Source organism: Calidithermus timidus DSM 17022 (assembly GCF_000373205.1).
In the GTDB taxonomy this organism is placed as follows: domain Bacteria; phylum Deinococcota; class Deinococci; order Deinococcales; family Thermaceae; genus Calidithermus; species Calidithermus timidus.
Map to the genome: position 1 here is coordinate 68,187 of NZ_KB890696.1, position 23,630 is coordinate 91,816.

Here is a 23,630-nt window from a genome sequence, read left to right on the forward strand (position 1 = left end):
GATGTGTATTGGGACTAAACCCACCAGGACGACAACTCCAGAATGAGGAGCTGGCTTGAGTAGAACCTGGGCCAACCTTCACTTCAGTCCCATCTAAAGCCGTCGGAGTGGGCCTGCTCGCGGTGCTAGAATGGCGCTCATGCTAACTTCGGTTCCTGGCACCAACGATATCTTCGCCCAGAGCAAGGAATACTCCTTCCGCGAGCCGGTCTTCCGCTACATCGTCCAGACCGCCGAGCGGGTGTTGCGCTCGAGCGGAGCCCAGATGATCTACACCCCCATCTTCGAGTACGCCGAGGTGCTGCAGAAGGGGGTGGGGATCACCTCGGATATCGTGGTCAAAAAGGAGATGTACACCCTCGAGGACCGGGGCGGGCGGGTGCTGTCCCTGCGCCCCGAGCCCACCGCCTCCATCGTGCGGGCCTACAACCAGCACGGCATGAAGGTCTGGCCCCAGCCGGTGCGGCTGTTCACCTGGGGGCCCATGTTCCGCGCTGAGCGCCACCAGCGGGGTCGCTACAAGCAGTTTCACCAGGTCGATTACGAGGCCCTGGGCTCTGCCGATCCCCTCATAGACGCCGAGGCCATCGCACTGATGGTGCAGATCTACGAGGAGCTGGGGCTGAAGGGCCTCGAGGTCAAGCTGGGCTCGGTGGGCGACCCGGAAGACCGGGTGCGCTACAACGACTACCTGCGCGGGCTGTTCCGCCCCCATGCCCAAGCGCTTTCGGAGGACTCGAGGGTGCGGTTGGAGTCCAACCCCATGCGCATCCTCGACTCCAAGAGCGAGGCCGATCAGCGCATCGTGGCCGAGGTTGGGGTCAGGCCGATGCTGGAGTTTCTGGGTCCCGAGGCCAGGGCTTTCCACGAGCGGGTGGTGGGGTACCTCGAGAGGCTCGGGGTGCCCTTCAGCATCGACCCCAGCATCGTGCGGGGGCTCGACTACTACGTGCGCACGGCCTGGGAGATCCACCACAGCCGCATCGGGGCCAAGTCGGCGCTGGGCGGTGGGGGTCGCTACGACGGGCTTTCGGAGATGCTAGGCGGGCCGAGGGTACCGGGGGTGGGCTTTGGCATCGGTGTCGAGCGGGCGGCGCTGGCGCTGGAGGAGGAGCGGGTAGAGATCCCCGCCGATCCCGCACCCGACCTCTACCTGGTGCCCCTCGACGAGGCGGCCCTGCTCGAGGCCTTGCAGATAGCCCAGGGGCTGCGGCCCCGCTTCCGGGTCGAGATGGCCTATGCGCCTAAGAACCCGCGCAAGGGGCTCGAGGAAGCGCTCAAGAAATCCGCGCGTTTCGCCGCATTTTTGGGCGAGGGTGAGCGGCAGCGGGGGGTGGTGGCACTCAAAAACCTGCGCAGCGGCACCCAGCTTGAGCTCTCCCCTACCGAGCTGGCCGGGTATTTGGCTTGAGGTGGGCTTGATTTTGCGTTAAGTGATAAGTTTCACGATAAGTCTAGTTCGTGACAAATTTCTTTGCCTGAGTCGAACTCATAACAGCGCTTTGAACAGTAAACTATTCACCATGCGTCGGACGCACTACTGCGGCAACGTCAACACGTCGAACATCAACGAGCAGGTAGTCCTGGAGGGCTGGGTCAACCGGCGGCGCGACCTGGGTGGCCTGATCTTCATCGACCTGCGCGACCGGGAAGGCCTCGTACAGGTGGTGGTCCAACCAGAGAGCCCGGCCTACGCCCAAGCCGATCGGGTGCGCTCGGAGTGGGTGGTGCGGGTCACGGGCAGCGTGAGGGCTCGTCCGGCCGAGCAGCTCAATCCCCGGATCGCTTCGGGCGCGGTGGAGGTGCTGGCCCAGGAGTTGGAAGTGCTGGCTGAGGCCAAAACGCCCCCCTTCCCCATCGACGCGGGCTGGCGGGGCGAACAGGACCAGGCCGTTTCCGAGGAAATCCGCATGCGCTACCGGGTGGTGGACCTGCGCCGCCGCAGCTTGCAGCACAACCTGCGCCTGCGACACAAGGTGGTGGCGGCAATCTACCGCTTTCTCGACCAGGAAGGCTTTATCAGCGTGGAGACCCCCTTTTTGACGCGCTCGACGCCCGAGGGGGCCCGGGACTTCCTGGTGCCCAGCCGCCTGCAGCCGGGGCAGTTTTATGCCCTGCCCCAATCGCCCCAACTCTTCAAGCAGATGCTGATGGTGGCGGGCTACGACCGCTATTTCCAGATCGCCCGCTGCTTCCGCGACGAGGACCTGCGAGCCGACCGTCAACCCGACTTCACCCAGCTCGACCTGGAAATGTCCTTTGTAGAGCAAGACGACATCCTCGAGCTCAACGAGCGCCTGGCGGCTTACGTGTTCAAGGAAACGCTGGGGCTCGAGCTCCCCATCCCCTTCCCCCGCATGAGCTACGCCCAGGCCATGAACCGCTACGGCTCGGACAAACCCGACCTGCGCTTTGGGCTGGAGCTGAGCGACGTGAGCGAGCTGTTCAAGGGCGGGGAGTTCCGCGCCTTTGCGGCAGCCGAGGTGGTCAAGGCGCTGGTAGCCCCTGCCCTGCTCTCGCGCCGGGAGATCGAGGAGCTCGAGGCCATCGCCAAGGGCAAGGGAGCAGCAGGACTGGCCTGGAGCCGCTACGAAGGCGGGGCCTTCAGCGGTGGGATTGCCAAGTTCATCCCCGAGGGGCTAAAAGAGCGGGTACGGCTGGAGGAGGGCCAGACGGTGCTTTTCGTGGCAGGGCCCTGGCGCAAGAGCGTGGAGAGCCTGGGGGCGGTGCGACTGGAGTTGGGCAAGCGCCTGGGGCTCATCGGCGAGGGCTTCAGCTTCTTGTGGGTGGTGGATTTCCCCCTGCTGGAGTGGGACGAGGAGGGCGGGCGCTGGACCTACATGCACCACCCCTTCACCTCGCCTAACCCTGAGGACCTCGAGCTGCTCGAGCGCGACCCCGGCAAGGTACGGGCCTACGCCTACGACCTGGTGATGAACGGCACGGAGGTAGGTGGGGGCTCGATCCGCATCCACCGGCGCGAGTTGCAGGAACGGATGTTCGCCTTGCTGGGCATCGGGCCTGAGGAGGCGCGGGAGAAATTTGGTTTTCTGCTCGAGGCCCTCTCCTACGGAGCCCCCCCTCACGGCGGCATCGCCTGGGGGCTGGACCGCTGGGTGGCCAACATGGCGGGAGAGGATTCCATCCGCGAGGTCATCGCCTTCCCCAAGAACAAGGAGGGCCGCGACCCGCTGACCGAGGCCCCCAGCCCGGTGTCCGAGGCTCAGCTCGCCGAGTTGGGTATCGCCTTGAGGACCCCCAATGGCTAGATCCGGTCTCCCCTATCTGCTGGTGGACGCCTTCGCCGAAACGCCGGGGGCCGGCAACCGCATCGCCCTGGTGCTCGACGCCCGCGGCATGAGCGCGGCGCAGATGCGCCAGGTAGCCCTCAAGCTCGACCAACCCCAGGTGGCCTTCGTCACCGATTGGGAGGGGATGGGCTTCGAGGTGCGCTACTACACGCCTTCGGGCGAGGTGGAGTTCGCCGGCCACGCCGCGGTAGCGCTGGCCCTGACCCTCGTGCGCGAAGGCCGCGTGCCCGAGGGCAGCAAGAAGCTCTACCTGCGGGCAGCCTCCGAGACCTTGCCGGTGGAGATCGCCTACGAGAACGGCGAACCGGCCAAAGCGGTGGTGCGCGGGCCGGCTCCCCGCTTCCGCGACCCTCCCCTGTGGCGCAAAATCCAGGAGTTCACCGAAGCCCTGGGCGCCAACGAGCGCTACCTCCACCGGGGATTGCCCTACGGGGTAGCCTTCACCGGGCTGTGGTCGCTGTTCTTGCCCTTTGTGGCTCCGGGGCTGCTCGACGACCTCGAGCCCGACATGGAGCACCTGAGCGAGCTGTGCGCGGCACTGGAGGTCGCGACAGTTCACACCTATGCCCCGCTGGGACCGCGCAGCTTCTACGCCCGCGACTTCGCCCCCTTGCTGGGCATCCCCGAAGACCCGGTGACCGGCTCGGCCAACGCAGCGCTGGGGGCCTTGCTGGCTAGGGCCGGGGTGGTGCCGCGTTGGGAGGGAGAGGTTCAGCTCACCATCCTGCAAGGGCACAAGCTAGGGGTTCCTGGCCAAGTCGAGGTGCGGGTGGAGTATGCCCCCAGCGGCGAATTGCAGCGGGTTTTCTTCGGCGGAAGGGCGGTGCTGGTGGAGTCGGGGATACTGGAGATCTGATTTGGGGGAACTCTAGATGATTGGGTTGGTACTCATCGACGTCGACGGCACGCTCTATGGGCCGGACGGCGTGCCTGAGTGCGCCTGGGAGGCCACGCAGAAAGCCAGGGCTGCGGGCATCCATCTGGCGCTCTGTACCGGGCGGCCTGGGCGGGGGTTTGCCCTGGAATACGCCCGGCGCATCGATCCCGAGGGCCTGCACATCTTCGAGTCGGGGGCGGTGGTCGTGGCGGGGAATGGGCAGGTGATCAAATCCAGCCCTCTCTCCCCGGAGGCCTACCGTGAGCTGCTGGCGCTGAGCCGAGAATATGCCATCCCCTTCGAGGTGTACACCGCCGACGGGGGCTTCTTCATCGAACAAAACCACCCTGACCTCGAGGCCCATCAGCGGATGCTGGGCTTCATGGCCAAGGTCGCCCCCCTGGATCAGCCGCCTGGCGAGGTGATCCGGGTGCAGTACGTTACGCCGCTGGAAGGGCAATGGCAGGAGGTGCGCGGGCGGGTGCAGCGCATCGAAGGGGCCGAGCTCCACGAGGCCACCAGCCCCGGCGTGCCGGGGATCGGCTTCAACTCGGTGACGGCTGCCGGAGTGTCCAAGCTCAGCGCCGCCCGCTGGGTGGCCGAGCGCTACGGCCTGGGGCTGGAGCACTGCGCGATGGTGGGAGACGGGGAGAACGACCTCGAGCTGATCCTGGCCGCGGGAGTAGGCATCGCCATGGGCAACGCCCCCCAGTCGGTGAAGGAGCGCTCGAAGCGGGTGGTGGGCCGGGTGGAAGAGTGCGGCCTGGCCCAGGCGCTGGAGTGGGTGGCCGCTGCCGAGGGCCGGTCGTGATCCGCCTGATCGGCGTCGACCTGGACTGGACCTTCGTGCACCCGAGCCAAGGAGTCCCTGCTTCGGCCTGGCAGGCGGTGGAGGAAGCCAAGGCGGCGGGGATGCGCTTCGCGGTGGTCACGGGGCGGCCCTTCGGGGGCTATGGCCTGGAGTATGCCCTCAAGATGGAACCCCAGGGCTACCACGCTTTCAGCAACGGCAGCCTCATCACCCAGGGGGCTACATTGGTTCACAGCGTGGCCATGTCTCCTTCGACCTACCGCCGCATGGTGTTGCACTCGAGAGCACAGGGCTTACCCTTCTACGTCTCAGGAGCCTCGGGACGGCTTTACAGTGAGAATCCCCCCCGCGAGTTACACCGCTTCGCCGAGCGCATGGGGGTGAGCTACCAGCGCATCGACCTGCTGGAGCTGCCTGAGCCCTGCGTGGGCGGGGTCTTCGTCCTCGACGGGCAGCTCTGGAACGACCTACGCCAGGCGATCACGGCGGTGGAGGGACTGGACTGGCTGGAGTACCTGGTGGGCGAGGGCGAGGTGGTGGCGGTGGCCGACCCCAAGGGCACCTCCAAGGCCAGCGCCCTGCGCTGGATGGCCGAGCGCTACGGCCTGGCGATGGAGGAGGTGGCGATGATCGGGGACAGCCTCAACGACCTCGAGGCCATAAAGCAGGTGGGGCTGGGCATCGCCATGGGCAACGCCGAGGAGGTCGTCCGCGAGGCCGCCAGCGTGGTGGTGGCCGGGCTCGAGGAGGACGGCTTCGCCCAGGCGGTTAGACTGTGCTTGGCAAGGAGGTAAGCCATGCCTGCGATGTGGGCTGAGATCCAGCAGCTGGTAAGCCGCTTCCCCGGCAAGGTGGGCATCTGGCTGGAGAGCCTGCACAGCCACGAGCACTACGCCCACAACCCCGACTGGAAGGTGCTGGCGGCGAGCACCATCAAGCTGCCCATGCTTTGCTACGCGCTGAGCACCGGCACCGACCTGCGCCAGGCGGTGCGGGTCAAGCCAGAGACAGTGGCGGGGGGCTCGGGGGTGCTCAAGGAGCTCTCGCTAGTGAAGGGCCATCCGGCCCCCGGCGATGCCGGTACTCATGGGCTCTCCTTGCCCCTGCTCGACCTGCTCACGCTGATGATCGTCGTCAGCGACAACACCGCCACCAACGTAGTGCTGGACTACTTCGGGCACAAGGAACCCTTCAACGCCTACTACCGGGCTCAGGGCTGGCACAACACCTACAGCGCAGGAATGCTCTCCCTGCCCGACGATCGCCCCGACCCCCGACGCCTCAAGGGGGAAGCTTCGACGGTAAGCGCCGAGGATCTGGGCCTGCTGCTCAAGCGGCTGTGGCACGGCGAGTTGCTCTCGCCAGAGGCCACCCAGACCGCGCTCTCGATCCTCTCGAAGCAGCAGATGACCTTCTTCCTGCGCTACCTGCCCGCCGACCTTGACGACCTCGAGGAGGGCAAAGCCCCCTTCAGGCTCTACTCCAAGTCGGGTGAGATCCGCCAGTGCCGTCACGACGCGGGAATTCTGGCCAAGGACAACCTGGCCTACTCGCTGGTGGTGCTCACCGAAACCGAGGTTGACCCCCGCTTCCACCCCGATCACCCGGCCGTGCTGCTCATCGGCAAGATCGCCTCGGTGCTCTACCAGCACCGCCTGAGCTGAGCACCCGCCCACCGACCCTTCTGCCCCCGACTATAGACAGTAACCCCAACCTATAGTAGGCTTGTTCGCAGAAGCCACAAGATGTGGTTTCTGGGTTTGGAGACAGGGGAAGTGCGGTGTGAATCCGCCACTGTCGCGCAACGGTGATTGGGGGGAAGCCCCATCAGTCCGAATGCCTGCCCAAACCCTATCCTAGCCCCCGCGTCAGGGGCGGAAAGGATGGCCAAGGTGAATCTTCTACAGCTAAACTCCACGTAAAGCGATAAAGACGCACATAAATCCGGCGTCTTGCACTCTACGTCGTACGTTGGACGCCTTGCGTTTTGCGTACGACCGTATAGCCATCGACCATCGACCCGATTCCGAGGTGATCCTTGCTCATCGTCTATGCTTCCAAGACCGGCAATGTCGAGCGCTTCGTGCGCAAGCTACCCACGCCCAGGCTGCTGCGGATTGCTACAGGCGAGGAGGAGGTAGAAGAGCCCTGCGTGCTCCTGACCTATACCACCGGGCTGGGCCAGGTACCCCCTGAGGTCGAGCGCTTCGCCCGGCGCAACCAGGCCCACATCCGCGCGGTCGCGGCCAGCGGCAACCGCAACTGGGGTTCCAACTACGCCAAAGCCGCCGATCGACTGTCTGCGGCATTCGGCTTCGAGGTGATCCACAAGTTCGAACTCGCAGGGCGCGCAGAGGACGTCGTGCGTTTTTGGGAAGGGGTGAGGGCGCTTGCGCTACCTCGAGCTTAACAGCGAAGTCCTGCAAAAGCGGGATGGGTTTTTCCAACTCGAGAAAGACCTCGAGGCCGTATCTGCCTTCGAGGAAGAGGTAAGCCGGAAGCTCCGGCGCTTCCCCGGGCCCCTCGAGCGCCTGCAGGCCCTCATCGCCGAGGGCTACTACGAGGACTTCTTCCGGCTGTACCGGAAGGAAGACCTGCTCGAGCTCTCCGATCTGGCCTACAGCTACGGCTTCCGCTTTGCCAGCTTCATGGCCATCTCCAAGTTCTACAAGGACTACGCCTTGAAGTCCGACGACAAGGAGCAGTACCTCGAGCGCTACGAGGAGCGCGTTTTGGCGGTGGCGCTGCACTTAGCCCAGGGCGACGTAGCAAAAGCCCGCGCCTACGTGCGGGCCATGATGGAAGGGCGCTACCAGCCCGCCACCCCCACCTTCTTGAACGCGGGCCGGGCAAGGCGCGGGGAGTTGGTCTCGTGCTTCTTGCTCGAGCTCGACGACAGCCTAAACTCCATCGGCTACACCCTCAACACCGCCATGCAGCTCTCCAAGATCGGCGGAGGGGTGGCCATCAACCTCTCCAAGCTGCGGGCTCGAGGGGAGCCCATCAAGGGCGTGGCCCACGCGGCCAAGGGGGTGGTGCCGGTGGCCAAGCTGTTCGAGGACGCCTTCAACTACGCCGACCAGATGGGCCAGCGCAAGGGGGCCGGGGCGGTCTACCTCAACATCTTCCACTGGGATGTGGAGGAGTTCCTCGACACCAAGAAGATCAACGCCGACGAGAAAAGCCGCCTCCAGACCCTCTCCTTGGGGCTCGTGGTGCCAAGCAAGTTCTTTGAGCTGGCCGAGCGGGGTGAGGACTTCTTCGTCTTTGCCCCCTACTCGGTCTACCAGGCTTTTGGAGAGCACCTGGACGACATGGACCTGGACCGGCGCTACGAAGAGCTCGTCGCCCACCCCGCGGTGAAGAAGCGCCCCATTTCGGCCCGATACATGCTCACCCGCATCGCCCAGACCCAGTTCGAGTCCGGCTACCCCTACCTCATCTACAAGTCCAACGCCAACCGGGCCCACCCGCTCAAGGGTCTCGGGCAGATCAAGATGTCCAACCTCTGCACCGAGATCTTCCAGCTCCAGACCACCTCCATCATCGGCGACTACGGCCAGGGCGACCAGATCGGCTACGACATCAGCTGCAACCTGGGCTCCTTGAACATCGTGAACGTGATGGAGTCCGGGCAGTTGAGGGAAAGCGTGCACACCGCCATGGACATGCTCACCGCGGTGAGCGACCTCTCGGACGTGAGGAACGCCCCCGGGGTGCGCCAGGCCAACCGGGCCTTCCACTCGGTGGGCCTGGGGGCCATGAACCTGCACGGCTACCTGGCCAAAAACCGCATCCGCTACGAATCGGAGGAGGCCCGCGACTTCGCTAGGAGCTTCTTCGCCGCGGTGAACTTCTACTCCATAGAGCGCTCCATGCACATCGCCCGCGAGCGCAAGGTGCGCTTTGAGGGCTTCGAGCGCTCCGACTACGCCAGCGGGGCCTACTTCGAGCCCTACCTAAGCGAAGACTATAGCCCACGCAGCGAAGCCGTGCGGCGCCTCTTCGAGGGCATCGCCCTGCCCACCCCCGCCGACTGGGCCAGGCTCAAGGCCGCAGTAGCCGAACACGGCCTCTACCACGCCTACCGCCTGGCGATTGCCCCTACCGCCAGCATCAGCTACATCCAAAACGCCACCCCCTCCATCGCCCCCATTGTGGACGTGGTGGAGACCCGCACCTACGGCAACGCCACCACCTACTACCCCGTGCCGTTCCTCTCCGAGGAGACCTACTGGTACTACAAGTCGGCCTACCACATGAACATGTACCGCCTGATTGACCTGGTGGCCGAGATTCAGCCCCACGTGGACCAGGGCATCAGCACGGTGCTGTATGTGACCAGCGAGACCAGCACCCGCGAGCTGGCCCGGCTCTACGTCTACGCCTGGAAGAAAGGCCTCAAAAGCCTCTACTACACCCGCACCAAGAACCTCTCGGTGGAGGAGTGCACGAGCTGCGCGGTGTGATACCAGATTCGGTCAGTTCGTTCCCGAATGGGAACGCCGCCCCGCCAAGGCGGGGCAGCCGACCGAAGGGGTACGCTTTCTTCGCCGACCGTCAGGGAGGGGTGTGCTCTAGGATTCAAAAAGATAGCCTCTGAAGGTCTTTGGTTTGGGTGATTATCTTTTTGAATCCGGTATGATAACCGCTTTGCAAGGTAAGGACGGATTACGAGGAATCACTTCTCGGAGTTCCGGGAAAGGAGTTGTTGTGTCTGTTTTAATCGGCAATCTAGGTTTTCCAAGGATCGGTCCCAAACGCGAACTCAAGTTCGCCTTGGAGAATTTTTGGTCGGGCAAAACTTCCGAATCCACCCTGCTGGAAGTTGGGCGCGCGCTGCGTAAGGCCAACTGGGCCAGGCAACACGCCCTGGGCATCGCCCATATCCCCAGCAACGACTTCTCGTTCTACGACCATGTGCTCGACACCAGCGTTATGGTCGGGGCAATTCCAGCGGTGTATGGGTGGAAAGGCGGAGAGGTCCCGCTCGAGCTCTACTTCGCTATGGCCCGCGGCAGCGAAACCCGGGGGCTGCCCGCGCTCGAGATGACCAAGTGGTTCGACACCAACTACCACTACATGGTGCCGGAGCTCGAGGCCAACCAGACTTTCCGACTGGCCTCTACCAAGCCCATCGACGAGTACCTGGAGGCCAAAGCCTTGGGTTATGAGACCCGGCCGGTGTTGTTGGGGCCGGTAACCTACCTCAAGCTCGCCAAAAGCAAGGACAAGGCCCTAAACCCGCTCGACTGGCTCGAGGGCCTCTTGCCGGTTTACGCCGAGGTGCTGCGCCGACTGCACAGCCACGGCGCCCAGTGGGTGCAGATGGACGAGCCGGTGCTCTCGCTCGAGCTCGACGAGGCCAGCCAAGGTGCCCTCCGCAGGGCTTACACAGCTCTGGCCGAGGAGGTGCCGGGCCTTAAGCTTCTCCTGACCAACTATTTTGGCGGTTACGGGGAGAACCTCGAGCTCGCGCTTTCGCTGCCGGTAGCCGGGGTGCACCTCGATTTGGTGCGCGCTCCGGGCGAGCTCGAGCCGGTTCTTCTCAAGGCACCAAGGGAACTCACCCTCTCCCTTGGGGTGATCGATGGACGCAACGTCTGGCGGGCGAACCTATCCGCCATCCTCGAGCGGCTGGAGCCGGTGGTGGAGGCGCGGGGAGAAGAGCGGGTGATGATCGCCCCTTCTTGCTCCTTGCTGCACGTGCCGATAGACCTCTCCTTGGAAACCGCCCTCGACCCGGAGCTGAAGAGCTGGTTAGCCTTTGCGGTACAGAAGCTGGAGGAACTCTCGATCCTAGGCCGGGCCCTCAACCAGGGGCGAGCAGCGGTAAAAGACGAGCTGGCCGCCTCGGCAGCGGCGGTGGCCGCGCGCCGTAGCTCGGCCAAGATTCACGACCCTAAGGTGCAAGAGCGCCTCGCACAGGTCACGCCCGAGATGACCCGCCGCAAAAGCCCTTTCCCGCTGCGCCGCGAGGCCCAACAGGCCCACCTTGGGCTGCCCCTTTTCCCCACCACCACCATCGGCTCTTTTCCCCAGACCGGCGAGGTCCGTAAGGCCCGGGCGGCTTTCTCCAGGGGTGAGCTGAGCACCGCCGATTACACGGACTTCCTCAAAAGCAAGGTGAAGGAGGCAGTGCGCTGGCAGGAGGAGATCGGCCTGGATGTCCTCGTGCACGGGGAGTTCGAGCGCAACGATATGGTGCAGTACTTCGCCGAGCAGCTCCGTGGCTACGCCTTTACCCAGCACGGTTGGGTTCAGAGCTACGGCTCACGCTACGTCCGCCCCCCGATTCTCTTTGGCGATGTCTCGCGCCCCCGTCCGATGACCCTCGAGTGGGCGAGCTACGCCCAGTCCCTTACCTCAAAGCCGGTCAAGGGCATGCTGACCGGGCCTGTGACCATGCTGCAGTGGTCTTTTGTGCGCGATGATCTTCCGCGCGAACAGGTCTGCCGCCAGATCGCCCTGGCCCTGCGGGATGAGGTGGCCGACCTCGAGCGAGCCGGAATCCGCGTCATCCAGATTGACGAGCCGGCCCTGCGGGAAGGCCTGCCACTGCGCCGGTCTGAATGGGAGGGCTACCTGGCCTGGGCGGTGGAGTGCTTCCGGCTTTGCGCCTCGGGGGTGGCCGATGAAACGCAGATCCATACCCACATGTGCTACTCCGAGTTCAACGATATCATCGAGTCCATTGCCGATATGGACGCCGATGTGATCTCCATCGAGGCCTCGCGCTCGAAGATGGAGCTGCTCGAGGCCTTTGTCTCCTACCGGTACCCTAACCAAATCGGGCCCGGAATCTACGACATCCACTCCCCGCGGGTGCCGCCGGTGGCTGAGATGGTGGAGCTTTTGGAGAAGGCCCAAAAGCACCTGGCCCCCGATCAGATCTGGATCAACCCCGACTGCGGCTTGAAAACCCGCAAATGGGAAGAGGTTAAGCCAGCCCTGATCAACCTTGTTGAAGCCGCACGACAGCTTCGGAGGCAGGCAGAACTTTCTCTCAACCCACAGGAGTCTTTATGAACGAACTCCTCCCTAACCCACAAAGCCCCTTCAGCGCGGTCAACTGGAACCGGCCCGAAGACGGCTACACTAAGATGTTCTGGGACCAGAATGTGCGGCAGTTCTGGGTAGATGAAGAGATCCCCCTATCCGACGACAAGCTCACCTGGATGACCCTCTCTCCCCAAGAGCAGCGGCTCTACGAGCACGTGCTGGGGGCCTTGACCCTGCTGGATACCGAACAGGGCAGTGTAGGAATGCCCCTGCTCTCGCAGCACATGGGTAGCGCCCAGGTCAGGGCGGTGATGGGCTTCATGGGGGCCATGGAGCACATGCACGCTAAGAGCTACAGCAGCATCTTCTCGACGCTGTGCACCTCGGAGTGCATCGAGGAGATCTTCGAGTGGGTGAAGCACAACCGCCTCTTGCAGGAAAAGCTGGCCCTTGTACACGAGCGCTACTGCAGCGTCTGGGGCCAGAAGAGCCTCTACCTTGCCCTGTGCACGAGCGTTTTTCTCGAGTCCTACCTGTTCTACTCAGGCTTCTTCTACCCGCTGCTCCTGGCCGGACAGGGCAAGCTGGTGAACTCGGGAGAGATCATCAACCTGATCATCCGCGACGAGTCCATCCACGGGGTCTACGTGGGGCTGCTGGCCCAAGGAGTCTTCGAGCGTTTTAGCCACCGAGCTCAGCTCGAAGCGCGCCAGGAAGCACTGGGCATCCTCGAGCAACTCGATCAGCTCGAGGCACGTTACACCGCTGAGTTGTACACGCCCGTTGGGCTGGAGGAGCAGGTGACGCTCTTTTGCCGCTACAACGCTGACAAAGCCCTGATGAACCTAGGTCTGGAGCCCTATTTCGGCATTGGCGAGGAGCAAGTCAACCCGGTGGTGCTGGCCGGACTGCGCACCGAGACCAAGAACCACGACTTCTTCTCCACCAAGGGCAACGGCTACGTCAAGGCCACCCGGGTCGAGCCTCTACGTGACGAGGACTTCGTGTTCTGAAGGAGGGGCATGATTTCTTCTGATAAGGTCACCCGCGCCGTACACCTGGTGCTACCGGGCGACTCCAACCACTACGGCAACCTCTTCGGCGGCACCGCCATGGCCTGGATGGACGAGGCAGCCTTCGTGGCCGCGACCCGCCATGCCAGGAGCAAGGTGGTCACGGTGCACGCTGATGCCCTCGACTTCCGCCACCCCGTCCCCCAAGGCTCGATCGTGGAGCTGGTGGCCTGGGTGAAGTCCACCGGGCACACCTCGATGCGGCTGGAGGTAGAGATGTGGGTCGAGCCCATGGACAAGGCAGAGCGCGTGCTGGCCTGCCGGGCCGGGTTCGTGATGGTGGCGGTGGGCCCCGACGGCCGGCCTATTCCCGTGCCGCCGCTCGAGGAGGATTGCCCGCGTCGGTCGATCCCTTAGCGCAAAACCCCCCACAGCCGGAGCGAGACTCGATGGAACACCGAGCGGCGCGTGGTATGACCTGATCGCTCATAGACGCCCAGCCTCGATGATCTTGCTCAGGAAGGCGCGGGTACGCTCTTGCTGGGGATCGCCGAAGATCTGCTCGGGCGGGCCTTCTTCGTGGATGACGCCCTGGTAGAGGAAGCACACTTTGCTGGCCACCTCGCGGGCAAAGCTCATCTCGTGGGTGGCCAGCACCATGGTCATGCCCTCGGCGGCCAGCTCTCGCAGCAGGTTCAGCACCTCTGAGACCAGCTCAGGGTCTAGGGCCGAGGTGATCTCATCGAGGAGCAGGAGCTGGGGGTCCATGGCCAGCGCCCGCACGATGGCCACGCGCTGCTGCTGCCCGCCGGAGAGCTGGTCGGGGTAGGCCTTGGCCTTGGCCTCGAGCCCGATGCGCCTCAGGAGTTCCATGGCCTTGGCCTCGGCTTCGGCCTTGGGCATCCTCAACACCTGCACGGGGGCCAGGGTGACGTTCTGCAGCACGCTCATGTGGGGAAAGAGGTTGAAGCTCTGGAAGACAATCCCCACCTTGCGCCGCAAGCGGTCGAGGTCGACGCCGGGACCGCTGATGCGGTCGCCCTCGAGCCGGATCTCCCCCGCGCTGATGACCTCGAGGCCGTTGATGCAGCGCAGCAGGGTGCTCTTGCCACAGCCCGAGGCCCCGATCAAGCACACCACCTGGTGCTGTTCGACCTTGAGGTTGATGCCCTTGAGCACCTCGAGCTCGCCGTAGCGCTTGTGCACGTCGCGAATTTCCAGAAAGCTCATGTGTTCGTCCTTCGTAAGGTGCTCAGCCCCTGGTGCGTCGCTTCTCCTGCTCGAGCAGGCGGTCGACGAGGCGGGTCTGGGGAATGGTGATGATCATGAACAAGATGGCCACCGTGGTCACGGCGGAGAGGTTGAACTTGTTGGAAGCGATGATCTTGGCCTGGTTAAAGCCGTCGATAACTCCCACCACGTTGACCAGCGCGGTGTCCTTCTGTAGAGCGATGAAGTCGTTGAGGAGGGGCGGGATGATGCGCCGCACCGCCTGGGGGATGATCACGAAGCGCAGGGTCTGGGAAAAGCTCAGGCCCAGGCTGCGCGCTGCCGACCACTGGCTGGGGTGAATGCTGTCCAGGCCTGCGCGGTAGACCTCGGCCACGTAGGCCCCGTAGCTCATGGTCAGCGCCAGGATCGCCAGCCACTCCGGACGCCAGTCGCGCACGATGGGTACGTTGGCCAGCGGCAGCCCCAGGGCGATGAGGTAGATGCTGATGATGGTGGGCAGCCCCCTAAACGCATCGGTGTAGACCGTGGCCAGGAAGCGGATGGGCTGCCCAGCCCGGCCCGGGATCATGCGGGCTACCGCGATGACAAGGCCCCAGATCAGGATCAGCACCTCGGCCACACAGAACATCCAGACGTTTTTCCAGAAGGCCTTCAGCACCAGCTCGAAGGAGTCGCGGATGAGCTCGAGGCGGAAGAAGGTCGAGCCCACCGCCCCGTCGTTGGCCAGCAGGAATTGGATGGCCAGAAACACCAGCAGCACCGCCACCCCATAGCCGATGGCGTACTGGGCCCACTCACGGGCTTCAGCGGTCTTCACGCGGGTGGTGATGAGGTCTTTCACCGCCAGCGCAGCGCGAGCCTGGCCCGCATTGCTAAAGCCACGCCATACCGGCAGCAGCAACAGCAGCGGCAGCAGCCCCACCAGCACCAACAGCGCTTCCACCCCCGTCCCGGCCAAGTGGTTGCGCTCGAGGATGCGGTACAGGTTCAGCAGCACCCTCCAGGCCAGCAAGATCACCAGGAGGCATACCGCCAGCGCCCAAAGGGCCAGGGGGGTGGGATCCTTCGGAATCGAAGGGGCGCTCGAGCGCCCCTGGTTCGGATCGATTGGCTTCACGGCTCAGGTCTCAGGGCTTGAGGTAAGGGATGGCGCTGGGGTCGCCACCGAACTCCTTGGAGAGGTAGGCCTGGGAGAGCTTCTTAAAGACACCCTCGGCCTCCAGGGCCTTGAAGATGCGGTCCAGGGCGGCCTTGTTGGGCGAGTTCTTGGGGTAGATGGCCCCGTACTCCTCGCCGGTCTTGTACTGTCCGACGACCTCGAGCGCCCCACCCGACTGCCGAGCCTGCACCAGCACGATGGCGGTGTCCAGCATCACCACGTCCACCTGGCGGGCCTGGAGGGCGGTGAACATGTTGGGGGTGTCGGGGAAAACCCGCACGTTGGCGGCAGGCACCTTGAGCACGTTCTTCACGAAGTCCACCGCGGTGGTGCCCTGCTGCACACCGATGCGCAGGGTCTTGATGTTGCTGGAGTTCACCTTGGTGCCCTTGCGCACCAGCAGACCCTGGTCGGAGGAGAAGTAGGCGGGCGAGAAATCGACCACCTTGGCCCGCTCGGGGGTGATGGTGACCTGTGAGAGGGCCAGGTCAAAGGCTCTGGTCTGGCCGGCCACCAGCGCGTCGAAGGAGACGTTGACGATCTTGACCTGGCTCAACCCGGCCCGATGGGCGATGTTGGCCGCCAGGCAGTACTCGTAGCCGCTCTTGATGGTCTCGGGGGTATCGCCGTTCCACCAACCCGGAGCCGGCAAGTTGGTCTGCACGGTGAGGACGCCGGGGGTCACCGGAGTGATGGGAAACTCCCCCCTCTTACCGTAAAGCTCACAGTCGCCGATCTTGGTGGCGGATTGGGCCTGCACCCCCAAGAGGGCCACGGCCCCCACCACCGCCATGCCTACAAGCGCGTACCAGCGTTTAGCCATAGGGTTCCTCCATGTCAGAACTCGCCGCCACAATACCGAAGCTTCAGGGCAGCGTCAAGCAAGGCAGCAAGCTCAGTCCTCTCCCAAAACCCGCGCCAACAGGCGGTGGAAGTGATGGACCCCCTGCTCGCGCTTGACGCTGTAGCGCCCCCGGTCGTAAAAGCGCGACTTCACCCCTTTCTGCACGGCTTCCACCACCACCTCGTCCTCCCGCTCGACCCGGTCTAAGGCCGCACCGGCACCCTGCTCCAGCCGCGAAGCGTCCCAAACATAGGGCAGGAAGGAGACCTTGGTCAGCTCGGGCCCCAGGGGCCGCACGACATTGATCGAGAGCCCCCAGGGGTAGAAGTTGAGCATGAGGTTGGGGAAGACCCAGTAGTAGTAAGCCGCGATGCGCATGCCGTAGTCGGGGGAGTCCTTGGGCAGGTCGAAGCAACCCTCCCCGCCGCTGGCTATACCCAGTTGCAGGTTGCACCACTCGTAGATCTCGGAACTGTAGCTGCCGTAGTCGATGGCGGCGCCCAGTGAGGCGTGGATATAGGGAATGTGAAAGCCCTCGAGGTAGTTATCGCAGTACAGCGCCCAGTTGGCCCGTACCAGGTAGTCGCGGGCACGGCTGGGATCGAAGTAGAACTGGCTGAAAGGCATCCAGCCTACGCGCTCTTGGATGGGCTTTAGCAGCTGATCCAGCGACAGGAGGGGCTCGAGACAGACAAACAACCACTTGTCCTGGCCCCACAGGGCAAAGGGGATCCTGGGCAGGTTGTCCTTTTCGCTGGGGAAGTTCCGCACCCCCTCGAACTCGGGCATGGCCTGGAAGCAGCCGTCCATGCCAAAGCGCCGGCCATGGTAGCGGCAGCGCAGGTAGCGGGCGTTCTGATCGCCGCTCTCGGCCACCAGCATGCCCCGGTGGGTGCAGACGTTGGAGAGTACGTGCAGCCGGTCGTCGTAGTCGCGGGTGATCACGATGGGCTCGTCCAGGCAGCCCTCCAGCAGCGTCAGCGGCTTGACGGTGCCAGGGGCCTTGAGTTCGTCGGTGTCGCCCACCCACTGCCAGCTACGGGCGAAGATCTTCTCTTTGCTCCGTTCGTAAAACTCCGCGCTCTTGTAGAAAGCCGCGGGCAGGGTCGAGGCCTCGGAGATATCGGGATGAACGTCGAGCTTGGGCTTCATAGCCCAGAGTGTAGCGCCAGGAGAGAAGCCGTGGGAATATAACGGTTACATAACGCCCCAACGTCTACCTTTAGCCTTGCAGCCGCAACGCGGCTGTGAAGGAAAGGAGATCGAAGGTTATGCACAAAAGCATTTGGGCAACTATTTGCGGTAATGGCACTTGGTCTGGGCGCAGTAGCTGTGTGGGCGCAGAGCCAGGGCGGGGTCGTGGCCGGGCAGGAGGCCACGCTTTTTGGAGCTAAGGTCTCGAGTTGGGCTAGGCTCGACGCCAAGGGAGAGGTGCTCGAGGCGGGCATCTCCCTTCCCATGAGCGCCGTCGAAAAGGCCCCTTTGCCCGCTCCGGGTGACAAGCCCCCAGCCGAAGGTGGACCAGGCTTCGGTCCCGAGGTCACCCTCGACTTCCCCGAGGTCGTCAAGAAGCGCACCTTCCTCGATCACCTCGAGCTGTGGTGGGAGCCTTTCGGTCACCCTCCTGACCCCCCACTTCGACTTCCACTTCTTCGGCATCCCCACAAGCGAGGTGGCCGAGATCGACTGCAAGGACCTCACCCCGCCCGCCCTCGAGCTCACCCCCAAGGGCTACGCCCCCGCGGTGCCCCCCGGCGCCAACGCCGCCGAGTTCTGCGTGCCGATGATGGGCTTCCACGGCCTGCCCCTGAGCGAGTTCAACGCGCCGGGCCAGCTCAAGCCGGGGCTGTTTGAGTACGTGCTGATCTCGGGCTTCTACTGGGGCAAGTACCTCTTTAGCGAACCCATGATCACGCGGGAGTTCCTACTCAAGCAGCAGAACCTCGACCTCGAGGTCAGCCACCCGGCCACGGTGGGCCGCAAGACCCTCTACCCCACCCGCTTCAAGGTCACCTACGACGCCAGGGCCAACGCCTACCAGCTTGTCTACACCGACTTCAAAGCGGGCGAGTGAGGGCGCTAGGTGAAGCCGTGTTGCGCATCGCCTTAGTCCTCGCCCTGCTGGGGCTGTGCCTGGCCCTTGCCCACGGTGGGCACGCTCACTTCGGGGTGTTCCCCGGTTGGTACTCCCAGGCTCAGGCCGAGCGGGGTCGGGTCCTCGCCCTCCAGCAGTGCGCCGCCTGTCACGGGCCTAAGCTGGAGGGCCGCTACGGCCCGCCCCTGTCCGGTCCCCGTTTCCTGGCCCGGTGGGGCGGGCGCAGCGCTGAAGAACTGGGTCGCTACATCGCCACCCGCATGCCCCTGGGGCGGGCGGGAACCCTCCAGGAAGCCCAGGTGCTCGACCTACTGGCCTTCATCCTCCAGGCCAACGGCTATCCCGCGGGTATGAAGGACCTCGAGGCCGGATCGCTCAAGCAAGTTCAGTTTCTCAAGCCCTGAAGCAGCAGCCCCACCACCGACGGGGGCGTCAGGTCGTCACAGGGCTGCTTGCCATGTCGAGAAACAGGCTATGTAGGCGGCTATCCCCCGTGAGTTCGGGGTGGAAGCTCGAGGCCAGCAGCTTGCCCTGGCGCACCAGCACGCTGGCCTCAGCGTGGCGGGCCAGCACCTCGACGTCGGGGCCAACCCGCACGATGGCGGGCGCACGGATGAAAACCGCGTGGAAGGGGCTGGACAGTCCCTTGATCTGTAGCTCTTCCTCGAAGCTGTCCACCTGGCGCCCGAAGGCGTTGCGCTCGACCGCGATGTCCATCAGGCCCAGGCGGGGCTGTTCGGGGTAGCGGGGAATTTCCCTGGCCAGCCAGATGGCCCCGGCACAGGTGCCCCAAACCGCCAGGCTCCCCTCCTCTACCCGCTGGCGCACCGCCTCGTCAATCCCGTACTCCCGCGCTAGCTTACCGATGGTGGTGGACTCCCCCCCCGGTACCACCAGCCCCTGGAGGTCCTCGAGCTGCTCAGGCTTGCGCACCTCCACCACCTCGGCTCCCAGCCGCTCGAGCATCCGCTTGTGCTCCCTGAACGCCCCTTGCAGGGCCAAAACCCCGACTCTCACACCTCAATGCTGGGACGTAAAGCCAAGCGGGTCAAGGGCCAATGGCACGACCCGCAGGGCATACCAATCGGGGCAGATGGCGCTCGGCGGTTACCACCCACGCTTGGCGAGCCGCTCCTCCTCGTGCAGCTCGTCGAGGTTGATGCCCACCATCGGCTCGCCCAGATCCTCGGAGACCTCGGCCAAGATGGCCGGGTCGTTGTAGTGGGTCACCGCGCGCACGATGGCGCGGGCACGCTTCTTGGGGTCACCCGACTTGAAGATGCCGCTACCCACGAAGACCCCGTCCATGCCCAGTTGCATCATCAGCGCGGCGTCGGCGGGGGTAGCCACGCCACCGGCGGCAAAGTTGACCACCGGGAGCTTGCCGTTGTCGTGGACCCAGCGCACCAGCTCATAGGGGGCTCCGTGCTCCTTGGCAAAGGTCATGAGCTCCTCGACAGGCATGGCCTGGATCTGGCGGATGCTGCCCAGCACGCTGCGGGCGTGGCGCACGGCCTCGACGACGTTGCCGGTGCCGGCCTCGCCCTTGGTGCGGATCATGGCCGCCCCCTCCCCGATGCGGCGCAGGGCCTCGCCGATGTTGGTCGCACCGCACACAAAGGGCACCTTGAAGGCGTGCTTGTCGATGTGGAAGGACTCATCGGCGGGGGTGAGCACCTCCGACTCGTCGATGAAATCTACGCCGAGGGCCTCGAGGATCTGCGCCTCCACGAAGTGCCCAATGCGGACCTTGGCCATCACGGGGATAGAGACCGCAGCCATGATCTCCTTGATGATCTTGGGGTCGGACATGCGGGCTACTCCGCCCTGGGCCCGGATGTCGGCGGGGACGCGCTCGAGGGCCATCACCGCGCAGGCGCCGGCCTCCTCGGCGATCTCCGCTTGCTGGGCGTTGGTCACGTCCATGATCACGCCACCCTTGAACATCTCGGCAAAGCCAGTCTTGACACGAAGGGTCCCAATCTGCATAGCAAGACGAGTCTAGCCTCCCCTCTGGCCCGAAAAAAGCACCAATGAACACTAAAAAAACCCAGACCAATGGGCCTGGGCCAATCTATGGGCTAAGGATCAGGGCAGATAGGCCAGCGGGTTGCGGGGCGTGCCACCGACGCGCACCTCGAAGTGCAGGTGAGGGCCGGTGGACCAGCCCGTCGAGCCCACGTAACCGATGAGCTGGCCACGCTCGACCCACTCGCCCGCGCTCACCACGAAACGCGACATGTGGCCGTAGAGGGTCTCCACCCCGTCGCCGTGGTCGATGATCACATGGTAGCCGTAGCCCCACGCACTCCAGCCCGCCACCTCCACCTGCCCGCTGCGGGCGGCATAGATGGGGGTACCGTAGGGAGCAGCCATGTCCACGCCGGTGTGGTAGCGCTGGAAGGCTCCGCGGCGACCGAAGTAAGTGGTGATGACGAAACTCTTGACCGGGTAGGTATAGCCGCCCTCGCTCACGAAGTTGGAGCGCCGCACCGTAGCCGGTGCGGCAGCCTGTCGCCGAAGCTGGGTCTGAGCCTTGCGCTGGGCGGCGAGTTGGGCCTGGCGCCTGGCCTCAGCCTCCCGGCGGGCAGCCTCTTCCCTGGCCTTGCGCTCAGCTTCCAGGCGGGCCTGGCGTTCGGCTTCGCGTTTGGCGAGGAGATTGTCATAGGTGGTGCGGGCGGTGATGCCGGGGATCAAGATCAGATCGCCCTCGGCCACCTCGGTAGGATCGCTGATGCCGTTGACCTTGGCCAGCTTGAGCAGCGAGATGCCAAAGCGGCTGGAGAGGTCGAGCAGGGTCTGGCCTTTGCTCAGGCGCACCAGAAGGCCCTTTTGCCCGGAGGGGATATGAAGGGTGGCCCCTTGGGCCAGCCGGTCTAGGCTGGGAATCCAAGGGTTGGCGGTGATCAGGTCCAACTCGCTCAGAGCAAAGCGCGAGGCGATCCCCTGAAGGGTATCGCCACTGCGGACGGTGTATTCCCGCACCCCCGGAGGAACCCTGGGCTCGCGGTCGGGCTTGCCGCCGGTGAGGGGAATACGAAGCTCCTGACCTGGCTTTAAGACGATGCTCTCGAGCCCGCTCGACCACATGATGGCCTTGGGGTCTACCTGGTAGCGGCTGGCGATGCCGCTCAAGGTGTCGCCGCTTTGCACGGTGTAGAGCACCCAGCCTTTGTTGGCAGGAGACTCCAATACCACCTCGGTCCCGCTGGTTTGGACTAGCGTCGTTAGGGGCGAGTGCAGGGCAGCGCCAGCGATGGCAGCTTTGAACAACGCTTCCAAAGGCGATTCCTCCTCGGCGGGGGACACCGCCGCCAAAAACTCTCCGCGGGATTATAACTACTTAGCCGCCAAAGTTGCAAGGAACTCCTTGTTGGTTTTGGTACGGGAGAGCCTCGCCAACAGCATTTCCATGGCTTCGGCGGGGTCCATGTCGGCCAATACCTTGCGAAGCAGCCACATCTTGTGGATGACCTCCTCGCCCAGCAGCAGCTCCTCGCGGCGGGTGCCCGACTTGAGGATGTCGATCGCGGGGAAGATGCGTCGCTCTTCCAAACGGCGCGATAGGTGCAGCTCCATGTTGCCCGTTCCCTTGAACTCCTCGAAGATCACGTCGTCCATGCGGCTGCCGGTCTCGACCAGGGCGGTGGCCAAGATGGTCAGCGAACCCCCACCCCGGATGTTGCGGGCGGCGCCCAAAAAGCGCTTGGGGAAGTGCAAGGCCGCCGAGTCCAGTCCGCCCGAGAGGGTGCGGCCCGTCGGCGGCGTGACCAGGTTGTTGGCCCGCGCCAAGCGGGTGATGGAGTCGAGGAGGATCAGCACGTGGCCACCCTCTTCGACGATGCGGCGGCTGCGCTCGTGTACGAACTCGGCCACGCGAATGTGGTTCTGGGGGGGTTCGTCGAAGGTGGAAGCGATGACCTCGGCTCCCTCGACCGATTCGCGGAAGTCGGTGACCTCTTCGGGGCGCTCATCGATGAGCAGCACGATCACCTTGATGTCGGGCTCATTGTGCAGCACGGCACGAGCCACCTTCTTGAGCAGGGTGGTCTTGCCGGCCTTGGGCGGGGCGACGATCAGCCCGCGCTGGCCGCGGCCTATAGGGGCCAGCAGGTCGATGACCCGACAGGAGGCCTCGTCACTGGTGGTCTCGAGGATGATCTGCCGGTCGGGGAACTGCGGGATGAGGTCGTCGAACCTGGGGCGCTTGGCGGCAGCCTCAGGGTCGAGGTTGTTGACCGCCTCGACCTTCATCAGGGTGCCGTAGCGCTCGTTTTCGCGGGGCGGACGGGCTTTGCCGACGATGTAGTCCCCGGTGCGAAGCTGGTATTGCTTGATCAGGCCCGCGCTGACGATGACCGAGCGCGACTCGAGGGCGTAGAGGTTTTCCTGCAGGAATCCGTAGCCGTCGGAGCTGATCTCGAGGTAGCCCTTGGCCAGGTTCAATCCCTCTTCGCTGGCTTCCTGGCCCAGCAGGGCCATCACCAGCTCGTCCTTGCGCATCTTCTTGTAGTCCTCAATCCCCGCCTTGGCTGCCAGGAGGTGCAGCTCGGGCAAAATCTTGGCCGACAACTCCTGGAAACCCAGCGGGGTTTCGGTGGCGGTGCCCTTTTTTCTCATTACTGATTCACCTTAGCCCAGTCTTCCATGAATTTCTTCAGACCGATGTCGGTCAAGGGGTGCTGGATGAGCATCTTGAACACGCTCAGCGGCATGGTGGCGATGTCGGCCCCGGCCAGCGCGGCGTCGGTGACGTGGCGGGGGTGGCGGATGGAGGCGGCCAGCACCTTGGTGGGAAGGTTCTGCACGGCGAAGAGCTCGGCGATCTCACGCACCAAGTCCATCCCCTCCCAGGAGATGTCGTCCACGCGACCCAGGAAGGGCGAGACGCACCAGGCCCCGGCCCTGGCCGCCAGCAGAGCCTGGTTGGCAGAGAAGATGAGGGTCATGTTGATGCGGATGCCTTCGGAGCTGAGCACCTTGCAGGCCTTGAGCCCTTCGACGGTGGTGGGTAGCTTGACCACGACGTGATCGTCGATCTTGGCCAGGCGGCGGCCCTCGGCGATCATGTCGGTGTGCAGCAGGCTGGTGACCTCGGCGGAAACCGGCCCCTTCACCACTTCACAGATCTCTTTGATGGTTGGCTCGAAGGGTCGGCCCGACTTGAGGATGAGGCTAGGGTTGGTGGTCACCCCGGACAGCACCCCCCAGGACGCAATTTCCTTGATTTCTTCGATCACAGCAGTATCCAGGTACAGTTCCATACAAGGGGCCTCCCTCAGGTT

Annotated in this window: 22 protein-coding genes, 1 pseudogene and 1 riboswitch; of the genes and pseudogenes, 14 read left to right on the forward strand and 9 right to left on the reverse strand. The window is 64.3% G+C overall.

Annotated features, from left to right (window positions below):
- Positions 1-139 precede the first annotated feature (139 nt).
- The 11 genes from hisS to B047_RS0106895 all read left to right on the forward strand — a co-directional run bounded on the left by hisS (position 140) and on the right by B047_RS0106895 (position 13,431).
- On the forward strand, positions 140-1,411 hold the full coding sequence (hisS, locus tag B047_RS0106845) for a histidine--tRNA ligase (protein WP_018466210.1): 1,272 nt from the start codon (positions 140-142) through the stop codon (positions 1,409-1,411).
- A 112-nt stretch (positions 1,412-1,523) separates the two neighbouring features.
- Positions 1,524-3,269, forward strand: a complete 1,746-nt coding sequence (gene aspS / locus B047_RS0106850; RefSeq protein ID WP_018466211.1) for an aspartate--tRNA ligase — start codon at positions 1,524-1,526, stop codon at positions 3,267-3,269.
- Positions 3,262-4,167 (forward strand): PhzF family phenazine biosynthesis protein, encoded by a 906-nt coding sequence (locus B047_RS0106855; protein ID WP_018466212.1) that lies wholly within the window; start codon positions 3,262-3,264, stop codon positions 4,165-4,167. Before aspS ends, B047_RS0106855 begins: the two co-directional genes overlap by 8 nt.
- Before the next feature lie 16 nt (positions 4,168-4,183).
- Positions 4,184-4,999, forward strand: coding sequence for an HAD family hydrolase (locus tag B047_RS0106860; RefSeq protein ID WP_018466213.1), 816 nt, complete (start codon positions 4,184-4,186; stop codon positions 4,997-4,999).
- A complete protein-coding gene (locus tag B047_RS0106865) occupies positions 4,996-5,793 on the forward strand; it encodes an HAD family hydrolase (protein WP_026234671.1) in 798 nt (265 codons plus the stop codon). The genes B047_RS0106860 and B047_RS0106865 overlap by 4 nt, the downstream gene beginning before the upstream one ends.
- A gap of 3 nt (positions 5,794-5,796) precedes the next feature.
- The gene (locus tag B047_RS0106870) at positions 5,797-6,663 is read left to right on the forward strand and encodes a serine hydrolase (protein ID WP_026234672.1); all 867 of its coding nucleotides are present in this window, start codon (positions 5,797-5,799) and stop codon (positions 6,661-6,663) included.
- Positions 6,664-6,742: 79 nt separating this feature from the next.
- Positions 6,743-6,885, forward strand: a riboswitch (adenosylcobalamin (AdoCbl) riboswitch).
- 152 nt (positions 6,886-7,037) lie between these two features.
- Positions 7,038-7,409, forward strand: a complete 372-nt coding sequence (gene nrdI, locus B047_RS0106875; RefSeq protein ID WP_018466216.1) for a class Ib ribonucleoside-diphosphate reductase assembly flavoprotein NrdI — start codon at positions 7,038-7,040, stop codon at positions 7,407-7,409.
- On the forward strand, positions 7,390-9,468 hold the full coding sequence (nrdE, locus tag B047_RS0106880; protein ID WP_018466217.1) for a class 1b ribonucleoside-diphosphate reductase subunit alpha: 2,079 nt from the start codon (positions 7,390-7,392) through the stop codon (positions 9,466-9,468). Before nrdI ends, nrdE begins: the two co-directional genes overlap by 20 nt.
- A 244-nt stretch (positions 9,469-9,712) precedes the next feature.
- On the forward strand, positions 9,713-12,028 hold the full coding sequence (gene metE, locus B047_RS0106885) for a 5-methyltetrahydropteroyltriglutamate--homocysteine S-methyltransferase (RefSeq protein ID WP_026234673.1): 2,316 nt from the start codon (positions 9,713-9,715) through the stop codon (positions 12,026-12,028).
- On the forward strand, positions 12,025-13,014 hold the full coding sequence (gene nrdF / locus B047_RS0106890) for a class 1b ribonucleoside-diphosphate reductase subunit beta (protein WP_018466219.1): 990 nt from the start codon (positions 12,025-12,027) through the stop codon (positions 13,012-13,014). The genes metE and nrdF overlap by 4 nt, the downstream gene beginning before the upstream one ends.
- Positions 13,015-13,023: 9 nt before the next feature.
- Positions 13,024-13,431 carry an acyl-CoA thioesterase gene (locus B047_RS0106895; RefSeq protein ID WP_018466220.1) on the forward strand — a complete coding sequence of 136 codons (408 nt, stop codon included), beginning with the start codon at positions 13,024-13,026 and terminating at the stop codon, positions 13,429-13,431.
- Between the two features lie 69 nt (positions 13,432-13,500).
- Here the strand turns inward: B047_RS0106895 and B047_RS0106900 are convergent, their stop codons facing one another.
- The 4 genes from B047_RS0106900 to B047_RS0106915 all read right to left on the reverse strand — a co-directional run bounded on the left by B047_RS0106900 (position 13,501) and on the right by B047_RS0106915 (position 17,402).
- On the reverse strand, positions 13,501-14,244 hold the full coding sequence (locus tag B047_RS0106900; protein ID WP_018466221.1) for an amino acid ABC transporter ATP-binding protein: 744 nt from the start codon (positions 14,242-14,244) through the stop codon (positions 13,501-13,503).
- Between the two features lie 22 nt (positions 14,245-14,266).
- Entirely contained in the window at positions 14,267-15,364 is a 1,098-nt protein-coding gene (locus B047_RS0106905; protein WP_018466222.1) for an amino acid ABC transporter permease, read from the reverse strand.
- 10 nt (positions 15,365-15,374) lie between these two features.
- Positions 15,375-16,229, reverse strand: a complete 855-nt coding sequence (locus B047_RS0106910; RefSeq protein ID WP_026234674.1) for an ABC transporter substrate-binding protein — start codon at positions 16,227-16,229, stop codon at positions 15,375-15,377.
- A gap of 72 nt (positions 16,230-16,301) precedes the next feature.
- A complete protein-coding gene (locus B047_RS0106915; RefSeq protein ID WP_018466224.1) occupies positions 16,302-17,402 on the reverse strand; it encodes an aromatic ring-hydroxylating oxygenase subunit alpha in 1,101 nt (366 codons plus the stop codon).
- 306 nt (positions 17,403-17,708) lie between these two features.
- Here B047_RS0106915 and B047_RS18385 point away from each other — a divergent pair.
- From B047_RS18385 to B047_RS0106925, 3 genes and pseudogenes are all read left to right on the forward strand, one after another.
- Positions 17,709-17,795: pseudogene (locus B047_RS18385) on the forward strand (hypothetical protein); the annotation flags it as partial.
- Positions 17,796-17,922: 127 nt separating this feature from the next.
- On the forward strand, positions 17,923-18,324 hold the full coding sequence (locus B047_RS18390) for a hypothetical protein (protein WP_018466226.1): 402 nt from the start codon (positions 17,923-17,925) through the stop codon (positions 18,322-18,324).
- 17 nt (positions 18,325-18,341) lie between these two features.
- A complete protein-coding gene (locus B047_RS0106925) occupies positions 18,342-18,749 on the forward strand; it encodes a c-type cytochrome (RefSeq protein WP_157205840.1) in 408 nt (135 codons plus the stop codon).
- A 28-nt stretch (positions 18,750-18,777) separates the two neighbouring features.
- Here the strand turns inward: B047_RS0106925 and pdxT are convergent, their stop codons facing one another.
- The 5 genes from pdxT to fsa all read right to left on the reverse strand — a co-directional run bounded on the left by pdxT (position 18,778) and on the right by fsa (position 23,609).
- Positions 18,778-19,362, reverse strand: coding sequence for a pyridoxal 5'-phosphate synthase glutaminase subunit PdxT (pdxT, locus tag B047_RS0106930; RefSeq protein ID WP_026234675.1), 585 nt, complete (start codon positions 19,360-19,362; stop codon positions 18,778-18,780).
- 90 nt (positions 19,363-19,452) lie between these two features.
- Positions 19,453-20,334 (reverse strand): pyridoxal 5'-phosphate synthase lyase subunit PdxS, encoded by an 882-nt coding sequence (gene pdxS / locus B047_RS0106935; RefSeq protein ID WP_018466229.1) that lies wholly within the window; start codon positions 20,332-20,334, stop codon positions 19,453-19,455.
- A 99-nt stretch (positions 20,335-20,433) separates the two neighbouring features.
- A complete protein-coding gene (locus B047_RS0106940; RefSeq protein ID WP_018466230.1) occupies positions 20,434-21,654 on the reverse strand; it encodes a peptidoglycan DD-metalloendopeptidase family protein in 1,221 nt (406 codons plus the stop codon).
- A 30-nt stretch (positions 21,655-21,684) separates the two neighbouring features.
- Entirely contained in the window at positions 21,685-22,965 is a 1,281-nt protein-coding gene (gene rho / locus B047_RS0106945) for a transcription termination factor Rho (protein ID WP_018466231.1), read from the reverse strand.
- Positions 22,965-23,609 carry a fructose-6-phosphate aldolase gene (fsa, locus tag B047_RS0106950; RefSeq protein ID WP_018466232.1) on the reverse strand — a complete coding sequence of 215 codons (645 nt, stop codon included), beginning with the start codon at positions 23,607-23,609 and terminating at the stop codon, positions 22,965-22,967. The genes rho and fsa overlap by 1 nt, the downstream gene beginning before the upstream one ends.
- Positions 23,610-23,630 lie beyond the last annotated feature (21 nt).

What these genes read in the sequence shown, in the direction of transcription:
- nrdF (WP_018466219.1), top strand. Translation starts at nt 12,025, where the DNA reads ATGAACGAACTCCTCCCTAACCCACAAAGCCCCTTCAGCGCGGTCAAC.
- B047_RS0106910 (WP_026234674.1), bottom strand. Translation starts at nt 16,229, where the DNA reads ATGGCTAAACGCTGGTACGCGCTTGTAGGCATGGCGGTGGTGGGGGCC.
- B047_RS0106900 (WP_018466221.1), bottom strand. Translation starts at nt 14,244, where the DNA reads ATGAGCTTTCTGGAAATTCGCGACGTGCACAAGCGCTACGGCGAGCTC.
- pdxS (WP_018466229.1), bottom strand. Translation starts at nt 20,334, where the DNA reads ATGCAGATTGGGACCCTTCGTGTCAAGACTGGCTTTGCCGAGATGTTC.
- aspS (WP_018466211.1), top strand. Translation starts at nt 1,524, where the DNA reads ATGCGTCGGACGCACTACTGCGGCAACGTCAACACGTCGAACATCAAC.
- B047_RS0106915 (WP_018466224.1), bottom strand. Translation starts at nt 17,402, where the DNA reads ATGAAGCCCAAGCTCGACGTTCATCCCGATATCTCCGAGGCCTCGACC.
- hisS (WP_018466210.1), top strand. Translation starts at nt 140, where the DNA reads ATGCTAACTTCGGTTCCTGGCACCAACGATATCTTCGCCCAGAGCAAG.
- B047_RS0106870 (WP_026234672.1), top strand. Translation starts at nt 5,797, where the DNA reads ATGCCTGCGATGTGGGCTGAGATCCAGCAGCTGGTAAGCCGCTTCCCC.
- rho (WP_018466231.1), bottom strand. Translation starts at nt 22,965, where the DNA reads ATGAGAAAAAAGGGCACCGCCACCGAAACCCCGCTGGGTTTCCAGGAG.
- fsa (WP_018466232.1), bottom strand. Translation starts at nt 23,609, where the DNA reads ATGGAACTGTACCTGGATACTGCTGTGATCGAAGAAATCAAGGAAATT.
- B047_RS0106895 (WP_018466220.1), top strand. Translation starts at nt 13,024, where the DNA reads ATGATTTCTTCTGATAAGGTCACCCGCGCCGTACACCTGGTGCTACCG.
- B047_RS0106860 (WP_018466213.1), top strand. Translation starts at nt 4,184, where the DNA reads ATGATTGGGTTGGTACTCATCGACGTCGACGGCACGCTCTATGGGCCG.
- B047_RS0106855 (WP_018466212.1), top strand. Translation starts at nt 3,262, where the DNA reads ATGGCTAGATCCGGTCTCCCCTATCTGCTGGTGGACGCCTTCGCCGAA.